Source organism: Kocuria sp. WN036, from assembly GCF_002287015.1.
GTDB lineage: Bacteria > Actinomycetota > Actinomycetes > Actinomycetales > Micrococcaceae > Kocuria > Kocuria rosea.
In genome coordinates, this window is sequence record NZ_NSKF01000019.1 from 49524 (window position 1) to 70875 (window position 21352).

At 75.5% G+C, this 21352-nt stretch carries 14 protein-coding genes; 8 read left to right on the forward strand and 6 right to left on the reverse strand.

Annotated features, from left to right (window positions below; genetic code table 11):
- Positions 1-52: 52 nt before the first annotated feature.
- The 4 genes from CK505_RS12570 to CK505_RS12585 all read left to right on the forward strand — a co-directional run bounded on the left by CK505_RS12570 (position 53) and on the right by CK505_RS12585 (position 8433).
- The gene (locus tag CK505_RS12570) at positions 53-898 is read left to right on the forward strand and encodes a DUF4232 domain-containing protein (protein WP_095651279.1); all 846 of its coding nucleotides are present in this window, start codon (positions 53-55) and stop codon (positions 896-898) included.
- Entirely contained in the window at positions 888-5906 is a 5019-nt protein-coding gene (locus CK505_RS12575) for a DEAD/DEAH box helicase (RefSeq protein ID WP_095651280.1), read from the forward strand. Before CK505_RS12570 ends, CK505_RS12575 begins: the two co-directional genes overlap by 11 nt.
- A 27-nt stretch (positions 5907-5933) precedes the next feature.
- Positions 5934-6776, forward strand: a complete 843-nt coding sequence (locus CK505_RS12580; RefSeq protein ID WP_017833914.1) for a DNA-formamidopyrimidine glycosylase family protein — start codon at positions 5934-5936, stop codon at positions 6774-6776.
- A gap of 127 nt (positions 6777-6903) precedes the next feature.
- Entirely contained in the window at positions 6904-8433 is a 1530-nt protein-coding gene (locus CK505_RS12585) for a stealth conserved region 3 domain-containing protein (RefSeq protein WP_017833913.1), read from the forward strand.
- An 89-nt stretch (positions 8434-8522) separates the two neighbouring features.
- Here CK505_RS12585 and CK505_RS12590 read toward each other — a convergent pair whose 3' ends face one another.
- From CK505_RS12590 to CK505_RS12605, 4 genes are all read right to left on the reverse strand, one after another.
- Positions 8523-9080 carry a hypothetical protein gene (locus CK505_RS12590; protein WP_095651281.1) on the reverse strand — a complete coding sequence of 186 codons (558 nt, stop codon included), beginning with the start codon at positions 9078-9080 and terminating at the stop codon, positions 8523-8525.
- A gap of 494 nt (positions 9081-9574) precedes the next feature.
- Entirely contained in the window at positions 9575-10678 is a 1104-nt protein-coding gene (locus tag CK505_RS12595) for an alanine--glyoxylate aminotransferase family protein (RefSeq protein WP_017833910.1), read from the reverse strand.
- Positions 10679-10780: 102 nt separating this feature from the next.
- The gene (locus CK505_RS12600; protein ID WP_017833909.1) at positions 10781-11146 is read right to left on the reverse strand and encodes a hypothetical protein; all 366 of its coding nucleotides are present in this window, start codon (positions 11144-11146) and stop codon (positions 10781-10783) included.
- A gap of 226 nt (positions 11147-11372) precedes the next feature.
- Positions 11373-12644, reverse strand: coding sequence for an MFS transporter (locus tag CK505_RS12605; RefSeq protein ID WP_232035251.1), 1272 nt, complete (start codon positions 12642-12644; stop codon positions 11373-11375).
- A 401-nt stretch (positions 12645-13045) separates the two neighbouring features.
- Between CK505_RS12605 and CK505_RS12610 the strand changes: the two genes are divergently transcribed.
- Positions 13046-13537 carry a nucleoside deaminase gene (locus tag CK505_RS12610; protein ID WP_017833907.1) on the forward strand — a complete coding sequence of 164 codons (492 nt, stop codon included), beginning with the start codon at positions 13046-13048 and terminating at the stop codon, positions 13535-13537.
- A 338-nt stretch (positions 13538-13875) separates the two neighbouring features.
- On the opposite strand, the gene CK505_RS12615 is transcribed toward CK505_RS12610, so the two are convergent.
- Entirely contained in the window at positions 13876-17382 is a 3507-nt protein-coding gene (locus tag CK505_RS12615) for a bifunctional proline dehydrogenase/L-glutamate gamma-semialdehyde dehydrogenase (RefSeq protein ID WP_232035250.1), read from the reverse strand.
- 128 nt (positions 17383-17510) lie between these two features.
- Here CK505_RS12615 and CK505_RS12620 point away from each other — a divergent pair, with 128 nt between their 5' ends.
- On the forward strand, positions 17511-18419 hold the full coding sequence (locus CK505_RS12620; RefSeq protein WP_035927786.1) for a LysR substrate-binding domain-containing protein: 909 nt from the start codon (positions 17511-17513) through the stop codon (positions 18417-18419).
- A 27-nt stretch (positions 18420-18446) separates the two neighbouring features.
- Here CK505_RS12620 and idi read toward each other — a convergent pair whose 3' ends face one another.
- On the reverse strand, positions 18447-18998 hold the full coding sequence (idi, locus tag CK505_RS12625) for an isopentenyl-diphosphate Delta-isomerase (protein WP_095651283.1): 552 nt from the start codon (positions 18996-18998) through the stop codon (positions 18447-18449).
- 122 nt (positions 18999-19120) lie between these two features.
- Here idi and CK505_RS12630 point away from each other — a divergent pair, with 122 nt between their 5' ends.
- Together CK505_RS12630 and CK505_RS12635 are read left to right on the forward strand one after the other, a co-directional pair.
- Positions 19121-20062, forward strand: coding sequence for a pseudouridine synthase (locus tag CK505_RS12630; protein WP_043739122.1), 942 nt, complete (start codon positions 19121-19123; stop codon positions 20060-20062).
- Complete coding sequence (locus CK505_RS12635; protein ID WP_095651284.1) at positions 20059-21312, forward strand: DUF418 domain-containing protein; 1254 nt, start codon at positions 20059-20061, stop codon at positions 21310-21312. The genes CK505_RS12630 and CK505_RS12635 overlap by 4 nt, the downstream gene beginning before the upstream one ends.
- Positions 21313-21352 lie beyond the last annotated feature (40 nt).

The window sequence follows — 21352 nt, forward strand, 5'->3', positions numbered from 1 at the left end:
CCTTCCCGGGACGTGGCACGCCACGACGTCCGTCCGAGGAGGATATCCCCCCGTGTCTTCGCTCTCCCCCGCCCCCCGCCCCGTCCTGGGAGCCCTCGCCCTCGCCGCAGCCCTGCTCCTCACCGCCTGCGCGGGCGAGGAGCCGGAGCAGACCGGCACCGCCGGCGCCCCCGCCGAGAGCGGGCCGGCCCCGACCTCGGCGGCGACCCCGGAGACCGCCCCGGCCACCGGGACGGAGGACACCACGGCCCCGGCCGAGGACCGGGCCGGCGGGCAGGGCACCGCCGGTCCGGCGGAGGACCCGTCGGCGGAGAACCCGGCGGCGGAGCCCGCCGCGGACGGGCCGGCGGCGGACCGGACGGACGACGACAGGGCCGACGACGACGGGCCGGACGAGGCGGCGGAGCGGACGGACGGCGGTGCCCCCGGCGCGGAGGGCGACGGCACGGCCGCCCGCGGCGGCACCGCGGGCACCCGCACCGGCGGCTCGCCCCTGTGCACCACCTCCCGGCTCGAGGTCGCGGCCGCCCCCGTGGGCGGCGCCGCCGGCTCCGTCCACGTGGACGTCGTCCTCACCAACGCGGGCGAGGACCCGTGCACGCTCGCCGGCTACGCCGGGGTGTCCTTCGTCGACGCCGACGGCACGATGATCGGCTCCCCGGCCCTGCGGGACGCCACCGTCCCCGGCACCGGGCAGGTCCTGGCACCCGGGGAGTCCGTCACCGCCGGCCTGCGCATCAGCCAGGCCGGCAACCACCCGACCTGCGACGCCCGGACCGCCACCGGTCTGCGCGTCTACCCGCCCGAGAACACGGAGTCCGTCGTGATCCCCTTCCCCGTGGAGGCCTGCGGCGATCCGCGGATCCACCAGCTCGAGATCCAGGGCTTTGGCGCCTGAACCAGCCCTGAGCCTGTTCACCGAGCACACCCGGGCCTGGTTCTCGGGTGCGTTCGCCGCGCCCACCGCCGCCCAGGAGGGCGCGTGGCGGGCCATCGCCGCGCGGCGCCACGCCCTGATCGTGGCGCCCACCGGCTCGGGCAAGACCCTGGCCGCGTTCCTGTGGGCCCTGGACCGGTTCGTGGCGGAGGCCGCGCCCGGCGCCGGGACGCCGGGCGCCGGGCCCGCCCCCGGCCCTGCGGGCGGCGCCCCGGCCCCCGGCGGGACCCTGCGGGCCAAGGCCCGCTCCGCGAGCACCGCGGGCGAGCGGCGCGGGACCCGCGTCCTCTACATCTCCCCGCTCAAGGCCCTGGGCGTGGACGTGGAGCGCAACCTGCGGGCCCCCCTGATCGGCATCTCGCAGACGGCCCGGCACGCCGGGATCGAGCCGCCGGAGATCAGCGTGGGCGTCCGCTCCGGGGACACACCGCAGGCGATCCGCCGGGCCCTGCTCACGAACCCCCCGGACATCCTCATCACCACCCCCGAGTCGCTGTACCTGATGCTGACCTCCAAGGCGCGGGAGACCCTCACGGACGTGCAGACGGTCATCGTGGACGAGGTGCACGCCGTGGCCGGCACCAAGCGGGGCGCGCACCTGGCGCTCACGCTCGAACGGCTGGACGCCCTGCTGGAGCAGCCGGTGCAGCGCATCGGGCTGTCCGCGACCGTCGAGCCGATCGAGACGGTCGCCCGGTTCCTGGGCGGCCGGGAGCCGGTCACCGTCGTCGCGCCGCGCACGGAGAAGACGTGGGACCTCACCGTCTCGGTGCCCATCCCGGACATGACCGTGCTGGGCGGGCCGAGCGCCTCGCCGTCCCTGGCCGGCTCGGCCTTCGGGGACGACGACCTCGACGCCCTCGCCCCCACGACCACGGCGTCGATCTGGCCGCACGTCGAGGAGCGGGTCGTGGACCTGGTGCTCGAGAACCGGTCGACCATCGTGTTCGCCAACTCCCGCGGCCTCGCCGAGAAGCTCACCGCGCGGCTCAACGAGATCTACGCGTTCCGCGTGGAGCACGCGGACCCGCACGACGGGCCCCGGGACGGCGCCCCCGCGGACGGCGCCGGTCCGGGCGACGACGGGGCGCCGGGGCCCCCTGCCGGCTCCGCGCCCCAGCAGGTCGGGGACGTGCTGCGCTCCGCCCTCGCCGGGCAGGAGCCGGCCGCGGCCCGCGGGCCCGCCGCCCCCGAGCCCGCGGACCTGCGCCGGCAGACCGGCCGCTACGAGGGCGCGGCGCCGGTGCTGGCCCGCGCCCACCACGGGTCGGTCTCGAAGGACCAGCGGGCGGTGATCGAGGACGACCTCAAGACCGGACGGCTGCGCTGCGTGGTGGCCACCTCCTCCCTGGAGCTGGGCATCGACATGGGTGCGGTGGACCTGGTGGTCCAGATCGAGGCCCCGCCCTCGGCGGCCTCGGGCCTCCAGCGCGTGGGCCGCGCCGGCCACCAGGTGGGCGAGGTCTCGCGCGGCTGGTTCTACCCGAAGCACCGCGGGGACCTACTGGACGCCGCCGTCACGGTGGAGCGGATGCTGCAGGGACGGATCGAGCCGCTCGCGGTCCCGCTCAACCCCCTGGACGTCCTGGCCCAGCAGACGGTCGCGGCGACCGCGCTGGGGCCGATCGACGTCGAGGAGTGGTTCGACACCGTCCGCCGGTCCTGCCCGTTCCTGACCCTGCCCCGCTCCGCCTACGACGCGACCCTGGACCTGCTCGCGGGCCGCTACCCGTCCGACGAGTTCGCCGAGCTGCGCCCGCGGATCGTGTGGGACCGGGAGACCGGCACCATCGAGGGCCGGCCCGGGGCGCAGCGCCTGGCCGTGACCTCCGGCGGCACGATCCCGGACCGCGGCCTGTTCGCGGTCTACCTCGTGGGCGAGCAGGACGGGAAGAACTCCCGGCGGGTGGGCGAGCTCGACGAGGAGATGGTCTACGAGTCCCGCGTGGGGGACGTGATCGCCCTGGGCGCCTCGAGCTGGCGGATCGAGGAGATCACCCACGACCGCGTCATCGTCTCCCCCGCCCCCGGCGTGCCGGGCAAGCTCCCGTTCTGGCACGGCGACGGCCCCGGCCGGCCCGTGGAGCTGGGCCGCGCGGTGGGCCGGTTCAACCGCGAGATCGCCGGGGCCTCCGCGGAGGACGCCCGCGCCCGGCTGCGCGCGGCCGGTCTCGACGAGTGGGCCGCCGACAACCTGCTGGCCTACGTGGGCGAGCAGAAGGAGGCCGTGGGGCAGGTCCCGTCGGACCGGCTGTTCGTCGTCGAACGCTTCCACGACGAGCTCGGGGACTGGCGCGTGGTGCTGCACTCCCCGTTCGGGATGCCCGTGCACGCCCCGTGGGCGCTGGCCGTGGGGGCCCGGCTGCACGAGCGGTACGGCCTCGACGGCTCCGCGCAGGCCGCCGACGACGGGATCGTGCTGCGCGTGCCGGCCATGGAGGACGAGCCCCCGGGCGCGGAGCTGTTCCTCTTCGACGCCGACGAGCTCGACCAGATCGTCACCGAGGAGGTGGGCGGCTCCGCGCTGTTCGCCTCCCGGTTCCGGGAGTGCGCCGCCCGGGCCCTGCTGCTGCCCCGGCGCGACCCCGGCCGGCGCTCCCCGCTGTGGCAGCAGCGCCAGCGCTCGGCGCAGCTGCTGGACGTCGCCCGGAAGTACCCGCAGTTCCCGATCATCCTCGAGACGATCCGCGAGTGCCTCCAGGACGTCTACGACCTGCCCGCGCTCAAGGAGCTGCACCGGGCGGTCGAGCGGCGCGCGATCCGGGTGGTCGAGACCACCACGGAGCAGCCCTCGCCCTTCGCCCGGACCCTGCTCTTCGGCTACGTGGCCCAGTTCCTCTACGAGGGCGACTCCCCGCTGGCGGAGCGCAAGGCGGCCGTCCTGTCCCTCGACGCCGCCCTGCTCAACGAGCTCCTGGGCCGCGCCGAGCTGCGGGAGCTGCTGGACCCCGACGTCATCGAGCGCACGGAGGCGGAGCTGCAGCGACTGGCCCCGGACCGGCGGCTGCGCGGGGTCGAGGGCGCGGCCGACCTGCTGCGCCTGCTCGGCCCGCTCACCACCGCCGAGGCCGTCCGCCGGCTCCAGGACCCCGGGGACCCGGAGTCCGCGTGCCCCGAGGACGTCGCCGCCGGGTGGCTCGAGCAGCTCGTGACCGCCAACCGCGCCCTGCGCGTGCACCTGCGCGGCGTCGAGCACTGGGCCGCGATCGAGGACGCCTCCCGGCTGCGCGACGCGCTCGGCGTGCCCCTGCCCATGGGGGTGCCGCTGGCCTTCGTGGAACCGGTCGAGGACCCGCTGGCCGACCTCGTCTCCCGCTACGCCCGCACCCACGGGCCCTTCACCGTGGACGAGGCCGCGGCGCGGCTCGGGCTGGGCACGGCCGTGGTGCGCACCACGCTGGAGCGGCTGGCCGCGGACCGGCGCGTGGTCGAGGGCGAGTTCCGGCCGGTGCGCCCCGACGGCGGCGGGGCCGGCCCGGCGGCCTCCGAGTGGTGCGAGTCCGAGGTGCTGCGCCGGATCCGGCGCCGCTCGCTGGCCGCGCTGCGCCGGGACGTGGAGCCCGTCTCCGGGCAGGTCTACGCCCGGTTCCTGCCGGCCTGGCAGCACGTGGGCCGGGGCCACCAGCTGCGCGGCGAGGACGGGGTGCTGACGGTGGTGGACCAGCTCGCGGGCGTCGCCGTCCCCGCCTCGGCCTGGGAGCCGCTGGTGCTCGCCGCCCGGGTGGCGGACTACCGGCCCGAGCTGCTGGACGAGCTGACCGCCACCGGGGAGATCCTGTGGTCCGGGGCCGGGTCCCTGGCGGGCGACGACGGGTGGGTGTCGCTGCACCTGAGCGAGGCGGCCCAGCTCACCCTGCCCCCGGCCGAGACCCTCGAGGTCGCGGCGGCGGCCCTGGACTCCACGCTGGAGCGGCGGGTCCTCGACGTCCTGGCCCCCGGCGGCGCGTGGTTCTTCCCGCAGCTGCTGGGCCTGCTCGACGCCGCCGGGGACCCGGTTCCCGCCCCGGCGCTGACCACCGCGCTGTGGAACCTCGTCTGGTCCGGGCTGGTCACCAACGACACCTTCCTGCCCGTGCGCTCCCTGCTCTCCGGCGGGCAGGCCGCCCACCGGCACCGGGCCCAGGCCCCGCGGGGACGCACCACGTCCCGCCGGGGCGCCGCCCGGCTGCGGCCCGGCGCGGCCTCCCGCCCGGGGATCGGCGGGGCGCTGCGCGCCCCGGCGCGGGCGGCCACCCTGGAGCGCCACGACTCCCCGCTCGTGGCCGGGCGCTGGTCGATGCTGCGCCCCGAGCCCCTCGACCCCACGCTGCGGGCGTCGGCCACCGCGGAGCTGCTCATGGACCGCTACGGCGTGGTGACCAAGGGCCCCGTGGCGGTCGAGGAGCTCTCCGGCGGCTTCGCCACCGTCTACAAGGTGCTCTCCACGCTCGAGGACACGGGCCGGGCCCGCCGCGGCTACTTCATCGAGGGCCTGGGCGCCGCCCAGTTCGCGCAGGCCGCCACGGTGGACCACCTGCGCACGTTCAGCACCGACGACCAGGTCCGCGCCGAGGAGCCCGTGGCGCTGGCGCTCGCCGCGACCGACCCCGCCAACCCCTACGGGGCGGCCCTCGAGTGGCCGGAGCCCGTGTCCGTGCCCGCCCCGGACGGCGGGGACGCGCCCGCGGGGCGGCACCGGCCCGGGCGCAAGGCGGGCGCCGTCGTCGTGCTCGTGGACGGCGCCCTGGCCCTGTACGTGGAGCGCGGCGGGCGGACCGTGCTCGCGTTCACCGACGACGCGGCCGCCCTGGCCGCCGCCGGACCCGCCGTGGCCGAGACCGTCCGCCGGGGCGCGGTGGACAAGCTGACCGTCGAGAAGGTCAACGGCGCCGGGGTCCTGGGGCACGGCCCCGTCGAGACCGCGGTGCGGGAGTCCCTGCTGGCCGGCGGGTTCTACTCGACGCCGCGCGGCCTGAGGATGCGCCGATGAGCGCGGACCCGAGCACCGGGGGCGGCCGTGCCCGAGGGTGACACCGTCTACCGCCAGGCCGTCCTGCTGCGCCGCGCCCTGGCCGGGAGGATCCTGACCCGCAGCGACCTCCGGTTCCCGTCGATCGCCACCGCGGACCTCTCGGGGCGCACCGTGACCGAGGTGGTGCCGCGGGGCAAGCACCTGCTGGTCCGCACCGACGGCGGGCCCGACGGCCTGCCCCCGCTCACCCTGCACTCCCACCTGCTCATGGAGGGCATGTGGCACGTCTACCCGCGGGGCGCCCGGTGGCGGCGCCCCGGCCACCAGGCGCGGGCGGTGCTCGAGAACGCGGCCGCGCAGGCCGTCGGCTTCGACCTCGGCATGCTGGACCTCGTGGCCACCGCCGACGAGGACGAGCTCGTGGGCCACCTCGGCCCGGACCTGCTGGGCCCCGACTGGGACCGGGCGGAGGCCCTGGCCCGGCTCGCCCGCCACCCGCTCCGGCGGGTGGGGGCCGCGCTGATGGACCAGCGCAACCTCGCCGGCATCGGCAACGTCTACCGCAACGAGATCCTGTTCCTCCAGCGGCTGCACCCCTTCACCCCGGTGGCCGAGGTCCCGGACCTCGGCGCGGTCGTGGACCTCTCCCACCGGCTGCTGCACGTCAACCGGGACCGCTCGCAGCGCTCCACGGTGGGGGGCCCGGCCCGCCGCGGCGAGCAGTTCTGGGTCTACGGCCGCGGCCGGCAGCCGTGCCGCCGGTGCGGGGCCCCGGTCCGGGAGGCGCGGATCGACGACGCCGAGCTCGTGCCCGGCGAGCCGTACCCCGGGCCGCCGCGGGACCGGGCGGTGTGGTTCTGCGAGCGCTGCCAGCCCCTCCCCTCCTGAGTCCGGCCGTCGCGGCTTATCATGAGATCGCCGCCCCAGCGGCCCGACACCATGAGGAGGCACCATCAACACGACCCTGCTCGGCGCAGAGTACTTCGCGGCACCCGAGGACGGCACGGACGGCGAGGTGTTCCGCTCCGCTTCCCGTGCCTCTGCCGCGGCCCTGGACCAGCGCGAGGACGTGGTCCGCTACAAGGACCGCTTCGCGCTGCGGATCACGGACCAGACCCCGCACGACGTCATGGTCCAGAACCTGCTCTTCCTGCGCGGGGTCCTGGACTCGGCGGGCGTCGACTACCTGCTGGTGCGGGGCAACGACGAGCGCCCCGTCATCGCCGTGGACCTCAAGGACCGTCCCCGGCTCCGGCAGGCCCTGGTGGACGCGGCCGTGGGCGAGCCGTACTACGTCAAGCCGATGGACACCAAGAAGAAGACCGTGCAGCTGCTGGCCGACGGCGAGCTGTCCTCGCGCCGCAACGCGCGGGTCCTGCGGCTGTTCCGGCCCCACTACTCCGCGGAGGCCAGGCTCTACTACGGCGCCGGCACCGGGGTGCAGGTGGAGCTGTGGGAGTTCGGCGAGGACGAGATCCGGCTTCCCATCGAGAACTCGCTGACCCGGCGCACCGTCCCGGTGGCCGAGGCCGTGCGCGGCACCGTGGAGCGCTTCGGCCTCACCTGGCCCACGATCGAGAACATGTTCGCCGACCACGCCATCGACATCGACTTCGCGGTCGACATGATCTTCTCGTGGGTGGACGGCTCCGACGAGGAGTACCGCCGGGTCCGGGCCTCGTACATGGCCGACGCCGTGGTGGGCGAGGGCGACGCGCACGAGGCCCGCTTCCGGCAGGTCGACGAGCTGAAGTACGCCCTGCGCTCGGTGCACATGTTCGCCCCCTGGGTGCGCAACATCTACATCGCCACCGACTCCCGGCCGCCGGCGTGGCTGGCCGAGCACCCGCGCGTGCGGGTCGTGCGCAGCGAGGAGTTCTTCGCGGACACCTCGGCCCTGCCGATCTACAACTCCCAGGCGGTGGAGGCGCAGCTGCACCACATCGAGGGGCTCTCGGAGCACTACCTGTACTCCAACGACGACATGTTCTTCGGCCGCCCGATCGGCCCGGCGCTGTTCTTCTCCCCGGGCGGGATCACGAAGTTCGTGGAGAACGAGACCCGCATCGGCCTGGGCGAGAACTCCGCCGAGCGCTCCGGCTTCGAGAACGCCGCCCGCGTCAACCGCCGGCTCCTGTGGGAGCGCTTCGGCCGGATCACCACCCGCCACCTGCAGCACTGCGCCGCGCCCCTGCGGCGCAGCGTGGTGGCCGAGATGGAGCGGGAGTTCCCGGCGGAGTTCGCCCGCACCGCGTCCAGCCGCTTCCGCGCGGCGGACAACATCTCGGTGACGAACTCGCTCTACCACTACTACGCGCTGCTGACCGGCCGGGCCGTGACCCAGGAGACGGCCCGCACGGAGTACGTGGACACCACCACGCGCGCCGGGCTGCAGCAGATGGAGAAGCTGCTCGGCCGCCGCAACCTCGACATGTTCTGCCTCAACGACGGCAGCTTCCCGGAGGTGCCCGGTCCCGAGCGCGCGGAGCGGATGACGGAGTTCCTGGAGCGCTACTACCCCATCAAGGCTCCCTGGGAGAAGTGACCGCGGAGAATGAGCGGGGCTGGTGCGGGATCCCGCACCGGCCCCGCTCGCTCTCCGCGGCTCGACGACCGCCGCGTCCGAGCCGGGGCTCAGGTGCGCGGCCGGTCCCCGGGGCCGGGGTCGCCGTCGGGGCGGGCGCTGCCGTCGTGCAGGGTGTCCCCGTGCAGGGTGTCGCCGTCGTGCCGGGTCCGGGTGTCCGGTCCGGCGTCGCCGTCCTGCCAGGGGGCCTCGTCGGAGCGCGTCCCGGAGGCGCGATCGGTGACGTCCTCGCGGCGTCCGCGGGAGGCATCAGAAGGGGTGGAGTCGTCCCCGTCCGGGACGAGCGAGGCGGCGTCCCGGCGATGGGTCTCCGCCTCCTGGCGGACCTTCTCGGCGTCCTCGGTGCGCCGCTGGGCGTCCTGCTCGAGGCGGTCGGCCTCGATCCGGGCCTTCTCGGCCTCGGCGCGGGCCGCGTCCGCGTCCGCCTTCCGCTCGCGGGCCGAGAGGTCCTCCTCCTCGCTGCGGGCGCGCAGCTCGGCGGCGCGCTGCTGGTTCTCCCGCCGCTCCACGGCCTCGCGCTCCTTCTTCTTGCGACTCCCGGCCAGCACGGCCAGGACGACCACGGCCAGCACGGCCAGGGCCAGCACGATCCAGATCCAGGTTTCCATCGGATGTTCCTCCTCGGTAGGTCCCCACGTTCCTCAATAGAAGCAGAGCCGGACGGGTCCGGCTACAGGCCCCGGCGCCCCGGCGGGCGGCTCCGTGCCGGAGCACCCCGGGGTCGTGCCACCGGCACGGGGCGCACCGGCCGCCGGGCGGCGTGCACGGGAGACCCGCGCCGCCCGGGTGCGTGCTCCGCCGGCGCAGTGGCCGGGGGATCGTGCCTTGCCAGCGGCGGTTTCGGCAGCACGCTTCCCGCTCCGCCCCGCCGCGCCCCCGGGCCACCCGAGCAGCGCGATGCCGGGCCGGGGAGCACGGGTCGCCCCGCGGGACACGGGGCGCCCGCGCCGTCGTGACCGAACATGACCCTCCGCGTCGGGCCGGGTCACCGCCGCCGTGCCGTCCCGGCGCCGCTCCACCCGCCGCACGGTGGCGGACCCCGGCACCGGGGAGCGCATCGAGCGCTCCGAGACCGACCTCATCTGAGCGGACGCGGAGCGGCTCACACCAGGGCGGGGACCTTCCGCAGCGCCTCCTGGAGGGCGCCCAGGACGAGGGTCACCGACCCGGCGTCGGCGTTGGGGCCCATCAGGCCGATCCGCCACACGGTGTTCGCGTACTCCTTCACGCCCGCCCCGATCTCCACGGAGAAGTGCTCCAGCAGGTAGGCCCGCACCCAGGCGGAGTCGACGCCCTCGGGCACCTTGACCGTGGTCAGCTCCGGGAGGCGGTGCCCCTCGGCGGCGAACAGCTCCAGCCCCATGTCCTGCAGCCCGGCCTGGAGCGCGTCGCCCGCGGCCTGGTGACGGGCCCAGACGTTCTCCAGGCCCTCCTCGGCGATCCGGCGCAGCGCGGCGTCCAGGGACGCGATCATCGCCGTGGGCGCGGTGTGGTGGTAGGTCCGGGCCCGGCCCTGGGCCTCGCCCACGTAGCCGCCGAGCATGCCCAGGTCCAGGTACCAGGAGCGGGGGTGCTGCACCCGGCGCTCGAACGCGGCGTCCGAGATCGTGAACGGCGCCAGTCCCGGGGCGACCCCCAGGCACTTCTGGGTGCCCGCGTAGCCGAGGTCCACCCCCCAGTCGTCCGCGCGCAGCTCGATACCGCCGATGGACGTGACCGCGTCCACGAGCAGCAGGGCGTCGCCCTTGAGCTCCCCCAGCGCGGCGATGTCGGAGCGCACGCCCGTGGAGGTCTCCGCGTGCACCGCCGCGATGATCTTCGGGGACGGGTGCGCCTCCGCGACGCGCTGCGGGTCGATCGGCTCCCCGTAGGGGAAGTCCACGCGCACCACCTCGGCGCCGCACCGGGCCGCGACGTCGCACATGCGCTCGCCGAACAGCCCGTTGACGGCGACGACGACGACGTCGCCCTCCTCCACCGTGTTGACGAACGCCGCCTCCATGCCGGCGGAGCCCGTGGCGCTCAGCGGCAGGGTGCGCCGGTTGTCCGTGCCCCAGACGGTGCGCAGGCCGTCGCAGGCGCTGTCCATGACGTCGAGGAAGGCGGGATCCAGGTGGCCGAGGAGCGGGTGGCCCAGCGCCGCCGTGGCCTCCGGGTAGGGGTTGGACGGGCCGGGGCCGAACAGGTGTCGCTGGATCAGGGGCACGGTGCACTCCTCAGGGGAACGGGTGGACGGGTCCGCCGACCAGCCTATGGCCTGCCCGTGCCGGCGGCCGTCAGCGTGCGGCCCCGCAGGTCGCCGGAGACCTCACCGGCGTCCGAGCCGGCGGAGCAGCGGGCCGAGGCGCCGCGCCGGGGCCCGCCGCGGGGCGGAGCCCTCCGTGCGTCCGTCCGGGCGGCGGGGCTGCCGGGCGATCTCCGACCAGGAGGCGAACATCGCGCTGCCCTCGGTGGCCGTCACGCGGTTCTGCAGCGTGGGGCGCCCCGCGGGGCCCTGGACCACACCGGTGCGCTTGTCGTAGGTGAAGCCGTCGTCGAGGACGATGTGCCGGTCCGTCTCGGTGACCACGGTGTACAGCACCACGTGCTCGCCGGAGTCCGCCCCGGGGTGGACGGCGGCGCGAGCGCCGGGGTGCGTGGCGCCGCCGTGGTTGAAGTCGAACAGGTCGGCCATGGGAGGGGCGTCCTCCTGAGAGCTCGGGGACTCCGGTCGCCGGCACGGCGCCGGCGACGGTCCGGCCCGGGCCCGGTGGCGTGCGGACCCGGTGCGGCGGGTGGGCGCTCCCCACTCTAGCGACCGGTCGCGGGGCCCTCGAGGCGCCGGGTCGCTCTCCCGGCCGGGGCCCCGGGCCGGGGGAGCGCCCGAGGGCTTCCCGCCCCGCGGGCTCGGTCCCGCGGACTCAGTCCCGGGGGCCGGCCGGGACCGGCTGGTGGGTCTCGTACATCCGCGCCGCCACGACCAGGGCCGAGACGGCGCTGATGCCGGCGGCGGCCCAGACCGCGGCGTGCAGGCCCAGCAGGTCGGCCACGATCCCCCCGAGCACGGCCCCGACCGCGTAGCCCAGGTCGCGCCAGACCCGGTAGACGCCCACGGCCCGGCCGCGCCACACGGGGTGGGCGACGTCGCCCACCACCGCCAGCAGCGTCGGGTAGACCATCGCGGTGCCCGCCCCGAGCAGGACCGTCCCGGCGGCCCAGCCGCCGAACCCGTCGCCGGCGGCGATGACGGCCAGGGCCGCGGCCTGGGTGGCCATCCCGGCGGTGATCAGGTGCTTGCGCCCGACCCGGTCCGACAGGGCGCCGGTGACCAGCTGCCCGACGCCCCACACCCCGGGGTAGAGGGCGAAGAGCAGCCCGATCTGGGACACGGTGAGCTCCGCGGTGGCGAACAGCAGGGGGAACAGGCCCCAGGAGAGCCCGAAGTTGAGGTTGTTGACCAGCCCCGCCTGGCTGGCCGAGGACAGCGCGGGCTCCCTCAGGCTGGTCTGGGCGATGATCTGGCGGTCGGTGAGACCGGCGTGCAGGTGGTCGTGCATCCCGTCGGCGCGCGGGGTGTGCCGGCCGGCGTCGAGCAGCGCGTGGCCGCGGGTCTCCTTGACGAAGGCCCCCGACAGCAGCAGCGCCAGGGCGGTGTAGGCCAGGCCCAGCAGGAACGGGGCCGGGCGCAGCCCGTACTGCTCGGCCAGGTACCCGGCCAGCAGGGAGGTCACGGCCACCGCACCGTAGCCGGCGGCCTCGTTGAGCCCCATGGCCAGTCCGCGCTGGGCCGGGCCCACCAGGTCGATCTTCATCACCACGGTCGTGGACCAGGTCAGGCCCTGGTTGACGCCGAGCAGCACGTTGGCGGCCACCACCCACCCCCAGTCCGGGGCGAAGATCAGCATCAGCGGCACCGGCACGGCGAACAGCCAGCCCACCAGCAGCACCGGCTTGCGCCCGTACCGGTCGGAGAAGGTGCCGGCGAACCAGTTGGCGATCGCCTTGGTGATCCCGAACGCGGCCACGTAGGTGAAGATGAAGGTGTAGCCGGTCAGCCCGAACTCGTCGGCGGCCAGCAGCGGCAGCACGGTCTGCTGCTGGCCGACCATGCCGCCGACCAGGGCGTTGACCGCCACCAGAAGCGTGAACTGGGCGGCGTTGGCGCGCAGCCCCAGACGGAGGGGCTCGGGCATGCCGGAGGGTCTCGTCTGCCGACCCATGGCCGCTCCTTCCGGTGTCGTGGGCCCGCCGGACGGCGTGCCCGCTGATGCTCCGAGGAACCGGGAGCAGTGCTGTCAGCAGTGTTCCACGGTTCGCCGGAGGATCGGCCGAGGGAGGGGCGGCGTGACACAGCGCGGGCGGCGCGGCACGCGGAGCCCGGCCCTCCTCCCCCGCCGGCACGCCGGGGCACCTGTTGTGGTCCGGCACACTCCTCGGTAACCTCTGGACAGGCCCACGGCGGGCCCGGATCCCCGGGCCATCTACCAGGCAGAACCGCACCATCGACCACGCAGCGGCCGCCGTCGGCGCACGTCCCCCCGCCCCGGCCCGGGACGCTCCCCGGCGGCATCTGCCCCCACCCCGGGAGTTCCGCATGGACACTGACCGCACCCCGCCCGCCGACGCCCGGCAGCTGCTGCTGGAGGCCATCGACCTGGCGGTGGGCAACGCCGCCGTCGACGGCGGCCCCTTCGGCGCCGTCGTCGTCACCGCCGACGGCCGCCGCTTCAGCGGCGTCAACCGCGTCACGGCCGACAACGACCCCACCGCGCACGCGGAGGTCATGGCGATCCGCGCCGCCTGCCGCGAGCTGGGCACCTTCGACCTCTCGGGCGCGACCCTCTACACCAGCTGCGAGCCGTGCCCCATGTGCCTGTCCGCCTCGCTGTGGGCCCGGCTGGACGCCGTCTGGTTCGCCGCGGACCGGCACGACGCGGCCGCCGGCGGCTTCGACGACGCCGAGTTCTACGAGTACTTCGCCACGCCCGAGCACGAACGGTCGCTGCCCGTGCGTCCGGTGGCCCTTGCCGAGCGCACCGCGCCGTTCGAGGCCTGGGCCAGGAACGTCGCGCGCACGGCCTACTGAGCCTCCGTGCGGTCGCGCTCCCGGGCCGCCGCGGCGACCTGCCGGAGGACGTCACCGCACGTCGGAGCCGATCCGTACCGGAATTGTGAGCCGCCTTACGAAATGGTGAACATTTATTTACATGTCAGTACCCTTGCATCGGCGAGCAGCGGCCGGCTCACGGGTCCGATGTGCGATGCACGTGGGGGGACACCGGAGCACAGCCGGTCGAGCTCCACGGGCGCCGCCCTCGTCCTGATGCATCGAGGACGGCGCCCCTCCTGTCCAGCGCCGGAACCGTTTCCCGAACTGGATTCACGGCCCCGGACCGAGGTCCGGGGCCGTGGCCGGAAGAGCCGCTAGACCAGCTCGTCCGTGAGGTGGTTCGGCGTGCCGAACCGGTGGGCGGTGATGCTGATCGCCTGCTCGTGCAGGAACGGCAGCAGCTCGACCCGGCCGGCCCCGGTGACGGGGTGGGCGTAGACGGCCAGGTCCGGGCGCGAGCCCGTCGCGGCGATGAGGGCCGCGCGGTCCCCGCCGATGAGGCGGACGCGCCCGCCCCCGAGGGCGGGGGCGCCGGCCAGCCACGCGGCGTCGTCCTCCACCCGCACGGGCACGCCGCGGTCGGTGAGCACGGCGCGCACCGGGGCGGGCAGCTCGTGCGCCGTGGAGACGGTCAGCGCGGAGCCCGCCCGCAGCCCGGCGGCGACGACGCGCAGCAGGTCGGCGAGCGGCTCGCCCTCGGACAGGCGCACCGTGACGGGCAGGGGCAGGTAGCGGAAGACGTTGCGCTCGGCGTAGAGCCCGGTGACGTCCTCGGCGACGCCGAACTCCTCGGCCCAGGCGGCCTCGTCGCTGCGCAGCGCCTGCTCGAGGCCCTGCGCCTCGGCCGGCCCGAGGTCCGCCGTGCCCGAGTGCGCGGCCTGCAGCAGCTCGACGGCGGCCGCGTCGGCCACGGGGAGCCCGGCCCCGCGCAGCGGCGCCGGCTCCCACTCGCCCAGGCCCATGAGGTAGCTGGGCCCGCCGGCCTTGGTGCCGGGGCCGACGGCCGACTTCTTCCACCCGCCGAAGGGCTGGCGCTGGACGATGGCCCCGGTGATGTGGCGGTTGACGTACAGGTTGCCGGCCTGGACGTGCTCGAGCCAGTAGCCGATGTCCTCCGGGTCCAGGGAGTGCAGGCCGGCGGTGAGGCCGTACTCCACCTCGTTCTGGAGGGCCACGGCCTCCTCCAGGGTCTCGGCGGTCATCACGCCGAGCACCGGGCCGAAGTACTCCACCAGGTGGAACTCGGAGCCGCGCTGCACGCCGGTGCGCACGCCCGGGGACCACAACCGGCCGGTCCCGTCGAGCTGCTGCGGCTCGATCAGCCAGGACTGCCCCTCCTCGAGGGTGGTCAGGGCCTGGAGCAGCTTGCCCTCGGCGGGCTCGGTGAGCGGGCCCATCTGCGCGGCAGGGTTGGTCGGGTGGTCGACGGTCAGGGAGGTCACGGCGTCCACGAGCTGGTTGCGGAAGCGGCGGGACTGCGCCACGGAGCCGACCAGGATCACCAGGGAGGCCGCCGAGCACTTCTGCCCGGCGTGGCCGAACGCCGAGTAGGCGACGTCCTTGGCGGCGAGGTCGAAGTCGGCGCTGGGCGTGACGATCAGCGCGTTCTTCCCCGAGGTCTCGGCCAGCAGCGGCAGATCGGAGCGGAAGGTGCGGAACAGCTCCGCCGTCTCGTAGGCGCCGGTGAGGATCAGCCGGTCCACCGCCGGGTGGGAGATCAGCTGGCGGCCGAGGGCGCGCTCCTCGAGGTCCACGAGGGCGAGCACGTCGCGGGGGATCCCGGAGGCGTCGAGGGCCTCCCAGAGTGCCTCGGCGACCACGGCGCCGCAGCGCTTGGTCGGGCCGGCCGGCTTGAACACCACCGGGGAGCCGGCAGCGAGGGCCGCCAGCGCGGACCCTGCCGGGATGGCCACCGGGAAGTTCCACGGCGGGGTCACCACGGTGAGCCGGGAGGGCACGAAGGACGCGCCGTCGACCTCGTCCAGCTCACGGGCGCGCTCGGCGTAGTAGTGGGCGAAGTCGATCGCCTCGCTGATCTCCGGGTCGGCCTGGTCGAGGGTCTTGCCGGCCTCGGCGGCGGCGACCTCGAGCAGCTCGGCCCGGCGGGCGGACAGGGCGTCGCCCGCGCGGTGGAGCACCTCGGCGCGCTGGGCGCCGCTCAGCGCGGCCCAGCCGCGCCCGGCCTCGAGGGCCGCCTCGATGACACGGTCGAGCTGCTCCTCCGTGCGCAGCGCCGCGGCCGTGACGGTCGCCACGCCGGCCCGGGAGCCGGGGACCCGGGCGAGGATCGCCCGCCCCCAGTCCCGGTTGGCGGCCACGGCCGGGTCGGTGTCCGGCGTGTTGGTGAACGCGTCGACCGGGGCGGGCGGCTCGGGCAGGCTGCGGTCCTGGACCCGGTGGGGGGCCGGCACGGTGTCGTCGAGGCCGGCCAGGGAGGCGAGGAAGCGCTGCTTCTCGCGCTCGAAGAGCTCCTCGTCGGTGGAGAGCTCGAAGACCGCGGACATGAAGTTCTCGCGGGACGCGCCCTCCTCGAGCCGGCGGATCAGGTAGGCGATGGCCACGTCGAACTCGGCCGGGTGCACCACGGGGGTGTAGAGCAGCAGGGACCCGACGTCGCGCTTGACGGCCTCGGCCTGGCCGGTGGCCATGCCGAGCAGCATCTCGAAGTCCACGGCCCCGGCCACGCCGCGCTCGGTGGCCAGCAGCCAGGCGAAGGCGATGTCGAAGAGGTTGTGCCCGGCGACGCCGATGCGCACGGCGTCCGTGTGCTCGGGCTGCAGCGCGTAGTTGAGGACCCGCTTGTAGTGGGTGTCCGAGTCCTGCTTGGTGCCCCAGGTCGCCAGGGGCCAGTCGTGCAGGGACGCCTCGACCTGCTCCATCGGCAGGTTCGCGCCCTTGACCACGCGCACCTTCACGGGGGCGCCGCCGGCGGCGCGGCGGGCGGCGGCCCACTCCTGCAGGCGGATCATCGCGGCCAGGGCGTCGGGCAGGTAGGTCTGCAGGACGATGCCGGCCTCCAGGTCCTTGAACCGGGGCTGGTCGAGGATCCGGGTGAAGACCTCGAGGGTCATGTCCAGGTCCTTGTACTCCTCCATGTCCAGGTTGATGAACTTGGGCGCGGTGAAGGAGGCGGCCCGCTCGTACAGCGGGGCGAGCTTCTCGACGACCTCGGTCACGGCCTCGTCGAAGGCCCAGGGCGAGTGCGGGGCGACGGTGGAGGAGACCTTGATGGAGACGTAGTCGACGTCGGGGCGGGCCAGCAGGTCGTGGGTGCCCTGCAGCCGCCGGGCGGCCTCGCGGTCCCCGAGCACGGCCTCGCCCAGGAGGTTGACGTTGAGCCGGACGTCGTCCTTGCGGATCTTCGCGATCGACCTCCCCAGCTTGGCCTCGCTGGCGTCCACGATGAGGTGGCCCACCATCTCGCGCAGCGCCTTGCGGGCCGCGGGGATGACGACCTGCGGGGCCACGGGGGCGAGGGCCCCGCCCGCGCGCACCGCGGAGCGCAGGTACCAGGGCAGGAAGCCGGGGACCTTCGGCGCCAGCCGGGCCAGGTTGCGGGCCGCCACCCGGAGGTCCTCGGGGCGGATGACGCCGTCGACGAAGCCCACCGTGAAGTCCAGGCCGGCGGGATCCTTCAGCACCCCCGCCAGCTGCTCCCCCGAGGCGTCCCTGGGGAACTGCTCCGCCTCGGTGAGCCAGCGGCGCACCGTGGCCACGGCCTGCTCGGGCAGCGACGCCGGGATGGCGGCGTGGGAAAGGGTGCGTCCCACCGCGGGGCGGCCGGGGGCCTGCGCTGCCGGGGGGACGGGGATCGTCGTCATGGGTGGTACTCCCTGGGTTGGGTCGAAAGCACTGCGGTACGTCCAGTGTGCGCCCCGGGACGATTCGGATAAAGTGAAGAATTCCACAGATGATTCATCAGCAGTACTAATCTTTGGGAGGCGGCGGAATGCTGGACGTGCGCAAGCTGCGGCTGCTGCGGGAACTCGCGCTGCGGGGCACCCTCGCGGAGGTCGCCGCCGCCCTGAACTTCAGCCCCTCGGCGGTCTCCCAGCAGCTCTCGGCGCTGGAGAAGGAGGCGGGGGTGGCCCTGCTCTCGAAGGCCGGCCGGCGGGTCCAGCTCACGCCGCAGGCGGAGATCCTGGTGGCGCGCACCACCGAGCTGCTGGACGTCCTGGAGCGCACCGAGTCGGACCTGGCGGCGTCGCTGAGCACGGTCACCGGCACCGTGCGGGTCGCCGTGTTCCAGTCCGCGGCCCTGGCGCTGCTGCCGGAGGTGCTGGGCGCCATGCGCCGCGAGCACCCGGACGTACGGGTCGAGATGGTGCAGGCCGAGCCGGAGCGGGCCCTCTACGAGACCTGGGCCCGGGAGTTCGACGTGGTCGTGGCGGAGCAGTACCCGAGCCACGCCGCCGCCCACCACCCGGACCTGGACCGGCGGCGGCTGATCACGGACGCCATCCGCCTGGCCGTCCCCCCGGGCCCCGAGCACGCGTCCGTCGCCTCCCTGCGGGACGCCCGCGAGCTCCCGTGGGTCATGGAACCGCGGGGAGCCGCCTCGCGGCACTGGGGCGAGCAGCTGTGCCGGCGGGCGGGCTTCGAGCCGGACGTCCGGTTCTCGACGGCGGACCTGCAGGCGCAGACCCGGCTCGTGGAGTCCGGCAACGCCGTGGCGCTCATGCCGGACCTGATGTGGGCGGGCGGGGACTCGCCCTGCCGGCTGGTCGACCTGCCGACCGGGCCCCGGCGGACGGTGTTCACCTCGATCCGCGGGGCGAGCGCCCACCGCCCGGCGATCCTCGCGCTGCGCGCCGCCCTCGAGACGGTGGCCGCCGGCCTGGCCGGACGGATGGAGTGAGCCGGAGGGAGCCGGCCGGGCGGAGCGCTACGGGCGGAGCGCTGCCCGGCTCGTGAGCGCCCCGCGCAGCCGGTCGTCCGCGATCTGCTCCAGCAGCCACGGGCTGAGCAGGAACGGCGCGGCCTCCGCCGCGGCGAACAGCTCCCCCGGGGCGATCCAGGCGACCTCCGCGACCTCGGCGGGCAGCGGCCGGGGCCGCCCGGTGGCCCGCGCCAGGTAGACGGGGCAGAACTCGTTCTCCACGATCCCGGAGGCGTCCACCGCCCGGTAGCGGAAGTCGGGCAGCACCTCCGTCATCGCCGTCACCTCGAAGCCCAGCTCCTGGCCGGCGCGGCGCGCGATGGCCTCCACGAACCCCTCGCCGGGGCCCGGGTGACCGCAGAAGCTGTTGGTCCACACCCCGGGCCAGGTCTTCTTCGCGAGCGCCCGGCGGGTCAGCAGCAGCCGCCCGTCGTCGTCGAGGACGTAGCACGAGACCGCCAGGTGCAGGGGGGTGTCCGTGGTGTGCACCCCGGCCTTGGGCGCGGTTCCGATGGGACGGTGCGCCTCGTCGAGGAGGACGACTTCTTCGGCTGACATGGGCCTCGTTCCGGTCGGCGGGCGGGTGCGGGTGCTCCCCCATTCTCGCAGGATCCGCGGGGCGGCGGTACGCGGGCCCGCCGAGTGGACAACGGGGCGCGGGCGGAGCACGATCGGGAACCATGCGACGACGTCGGCCCGCCACCGCCCCCCTGCCGCTGCGGGACGGGGTGGACCCGGTCCGGGTGCGGCTGCCGGCCGCCGGGGCCGACGCCCCCGGGACCGTCCGCGGCTATCTGCTGAGCAGGTTCCCCGCGTCCGCGCCCGAGCTCGAGGAGCTCTTCGCGGCCGGCGGGATCGTCGACGACGCCGGGCGGCCCCTCCCCCACGACGCTCCCCTCCGCCCCGGCGGCTCGGTCTGGTACCACCGCGCCCTGCCCGAGGAGCCGGAGCTGCCCGGGGACCTGCCGGTCCTGTTCGAGGACGAGTGGCTGCTGGCGGTCGACAAGCCGCACGGGCTGCCCACCACGCCGCGCGGCGGCTTCGTGGCGCAGAGCGCGCTCGTGAAGCTGCGCCGCTCCCGCCGCGAGGACCGGCTCTCCCCGCTGCACCGGCTCGACCGCGGCACCGCGGGGGTGCTGCTGCTCTCGCGGGACCCCGGCACCCGGGGCCGGTTCCAGACCCTCTTCCAGGAGCGTGCGGTGGCGAAGGAGTACGAGGCCGTGGCCGCGCACCGGCCCGGGCTGCGCCTCCCGCGGCTCGTCGAGTCCCGCATCGTCAAGGACCGCACGTCCCTGCAGGCGCGGGAGGTGCCGGGACCCGTCAACGCCCGCACCCAGGTGGAGAGCGCCGGGCCGCCGTTCGCGGACGAGGAGGGGACGTGGGCCCGCTACGTCCTCCGGCCCGAGACCGGGCGCACCCACCAGATCCGGGTGCACCTGGCCGGCCTGGGCGTCCCGGTGCGCCACGACCCCCTGTACCCGCAGGTGCGGCCGGCCGGCGCCGAGGACCCCGGCCGGCCGCTTCAGCTGCTGGCCCGCCGCATCGCCCTCGTCCACCCGGTGACCGGCGAGCCGCTCGTGCTCGAGAGCCGCCGCGCCCTGCCGTCCGGGGACGCCGCGTGAGGGCTCCGCACGCCCCCCGGGCGACGGGCCGCGTCCCGGCGCCGGACGTGGCCCGGGGGCTCATGCTCTGGGTCATCGCGGTCGCCAACGTCACCGTCTGGATCTGGGCTGCCGGGCCCACGGACGGTCCCCGGGACCGGACGCTGGGCACCGGTGCGGGCACCGCGGCGTGGACGGCGGACGACGTCGTCAACATGGCCATGTCGATGCTCGTGGACGGCCGCGGCTTCCCCCTGTTCTCGTTCCTGGTCGGCTACGGCGTGGGCCAGATCGCCGCGCGGGAGGCCGCCCGCGGCACGCCGCCGCCCCTGGCGCGCCGGCTGCTGCTGCGCCGCTACGGGTGGCTGCTCCTCATCGGGGCCCTGCACGCGTGCCTGCTCTTCCCCGGGGACATCATCACCGCCTACGCGTTCGGCGGGCTCTTCCTCGCCGTGCTGATCGCCGAGAGCACGCGCACCCTCGTGATCCTCTCCGCCCTCGGCTCGGTGCTCATGGTGCTCTACGGCGCGGCGAGCTGGTCCGTGCGGACACCCGGCACGCCGCCCTTCCCCAGCCTGGTGGCGGACTCCGTCCCGGAGCGGCTGGTCCTCGGGCTCGTGGAGGGGCTCGGGGTGGTGTCCTTCGCCCCGCTCCAGCTGCTGGGCCTGCTGCCCATGCTGCTGCTCGGGCTGGCCCTGAGCCGGTACCGGGTGCTCGAGGACCCCGGGCCCCGCCGCGGCCGGCTGCTGGTCACGGCCCTGGTCTGCATCGGGCTCGGGCTGCTCACGGGCGTGGGCACCGGGCTGCTGACCACGGACCGGCTCGAGCCCTCGCCGGCCGCCGGTTCCGTGCTCACCGGCCTGGACGCGGTGACCGGCGCCGCGCAGGGCATCGGCTACGCGCTGCTCGTGGCGCTGGTCTGCGACCGCGTGCTGGGCCCCCGGGCCGCGGCCCTCCGGGCGCGCGAGCATCCCGCGCTGTGGTCGCTGCAGGCCCTCGGCCGCCGGTCGATGAGCGGCTATCTCGCCCAGTCCGTGCTGTTCACCGTGCTGCTGCCCCCGTTCGCGCTGGGGCTCGGCCGCTCCCTGACGCCCACCGCCGCGCTGCTGCTCGGCTCCGCCGTGTGGCTGGTCACGCTGCTCGGCGCGGCCCTGCTGGAGCGGCGCGGCCTCCCCGGACCGGCCGAGACCCTGCACCGGCGGCTCTTCCTCGGCCCCGGCGGGAACCGCGCCGAGGACCGCGGCGGGCCGCCGGCCCCGGCGAGCGCCTAGGCTCGGAACCAGCACCCCTCCCCCGCCAGCACAGGAGTTC